Annotated in this window: 1 protein-coding gene; it reads left to right on the forward strand. The window is 71.9% G+C overall.

All coding sequences use genetic code 11. The annotated features are described in order from the left end of the window. Nucleotides 1-343: 343 nt before the first annotated feature. On the forward strand, nucleotides 344-2,238 hold a 1,895-nt coding region (locus H0E84_RS14275; protein WP_180679321.1), incomplete at its 3' end, for a methyl-accepting chemotaxis protein.

Here is a 2,238-nt window from a genome sequence, read left to right on the forward strand (position 1 = left end):
GCGCGGCCGCAGCGCCGCGGCAGCAACCGGCGCCCAAGGCTCGGCGCGCACCAGTCAAGGCCGCCGCGGCACTGGCCACCACCGCCGATGACGACTGGACCGAGTTCTAGGAGCGCGGCGGCCGCTGGGAAGGCGCCGGATGCGCTTCCCGCGCTGCCGCGAGTTGGCCCACGGCGGCGGGCGCCCTGCCCTGGGCGGGTGATCTCAAGGACCCACCGCCTCGGCCGATAACGGGAGGGATCGACCGGGCGCGCCGCCGGAAGCGCCCGCAGGAGCACCGCTCCGGGTTCCGCTCCGCGTGGACACGAAGCGACACACCGGCAACCACCCGATTGGTGTCCCCATGCACGGAATCAGACAGCTCTCCCTCGGCGCCAAGCTCGCCACCGTGGTCGCGGCGATCCTGGCCGGCGCCCTGCTGCTGCTGGCGCTGCTGGCCTACCGGCAGTCCGCCGAAGGCCTGCAAACGCGTGCCGACGGCGACCTGGCTGCGGCCACCGGGCTGGTGCAGGAATCGGTGGCCATGTACGACGAGGCACTGGTGGCCAGCACCCGGCACATGGCCGGGTTGTTCGAGGCCCTGTTGCCCGCGGGAGAGCTCGTGCTCGATCCCGAGGAGACGCTCGAGGTGGGCGCGACGATCGCGCCGACGCTGCGACTCGGCGACTCCGCGCTCAATCTCGACTTCGAGGCGGTGGACCGGTTCGCCGACGCCACCGGCGGCGTCGCGACCATGTTCGCCCGCGACGGCGACGATTTCGTTCGCGTCACCACCTCGCTGCGCAATGCCGACGGCGAGCGCGCCATCGGCACGAGGCTCGACCACGGCCACCCGGCCTACTCCCTGCTGCTCGGCGGCGAGGCCTATACCGGGCCTGCGCACCTGTTCGGCAGCGACTACATGACCCACTACGCGCCGATGCGCGACGCCAGCGGCGAGATCGCCGCGGTGCTCTTCGTCGGTCAGGACGCCACGGAAGGTCTCGCTGCGCTGCGGCAGCGGGTGCGCGCGTCGGCCACGGCCGGCGGCGGCTCCTTCTACATCGTCGCGCTGGGCGAGGACGGCAGGCCCGGCCAGGTGCTGGTGCACAGTCGCCACGAAGGCACGGAGTTCCCCAGCCTGGTGCCGGGCGCCGACCTGGCCGCGCTGGACGCCGTGCTGGCCGGCAACGCCACCAGCGCACGCATCGAGCTCGACGGCGCCGCCCACCTGGTGTCCGCGCGCGCCTACGCGCCGCGCCAGTGGGTCGTGCTGGGCGCCGAGCCGGTGGACGCCATCGAGGCATCGCTGGCCACCCTGTTGCGCAACATCGGCGCGATCTCGCTGCTCGCGCTGGCGATCGGCATCGGCCTGATGCTGCTGGCGGTGCGGCGCCTGGTCTCGCGCCCGCTTGCCGGCGCCGAGCGGGTCGCGATGGACGTGGCCGAAGGTCGCCTGGACGGGACGATCGACGTGACCACCGGAGACGAGGTCGGCCGCCTGCTCGAGAGCATGCGCAAGATGCAGGCGCAGCTGCAGGCGGTGATGCGTGCGCAGACCGAGATGGCGCTGCGCCACGACGAGGGACAGATCAGCCATCGCATGGACGAGGCCGCCTTCCCCGGCGACTACGGCCGCATGGTCCACGACACCAACGCCCTGGTCGCCGCGCACATTGGCGTGAAGATGCGGCTGATCCAGATCATGGGCCGCTACGCCGTCGGCGACCTGTCCGAGGACATGGACCGCCTGCCCGGCGAGAAGGCCGTGCTCAGCGAGACCATGGACGCCGTCAAGAGCAACCTGCAGGCGATCAACGGCGAGATCCGCCGCCTGGTCGGCGCCGCCGGCGAGGGCGACTTCACCGCCCGCGGCGATGCCGCGCGCTTCGAGCACGACTTCCGCGAGATGGTCGAGGGCCTCAACCGCCTGATGCAGACCACCGACGGCAACCTGGCCGAAGTCTCCACGGTGCTCAAGGCGATCGCCGAGGGCGACCTGACGGTGCGCATGGACGGCGAGTTCCGCGGCGTGTTCGCACGCATGCGCGACGACGCCAACGCCACCGTGGCGCAGCTGGCCGACATCGTCGGCCGGATCCACCAGGCCTCCTCGGCGATCAACATCGCCTCCACCGAGATCGCCTCGGGCAACTCCGACCTGTCGCGCCGCACCGAGCAGCAGGCCGCCAACCTCGAAGAGACCGCCGCCTCGATGGAGGAACTGACCTCCACCGTCAAGCAGAACGCCGAGCACGC

It is taken from the genome of Luteimonas salinisoli (assembly GCF_013425525.1).
Lineage (GTDB): Bacteria > Pseudomonadota > Gammaproteobacteria > Xanthomonadales > Xanthomonadaceae > Luteimonas > Luteimonas salinisoli.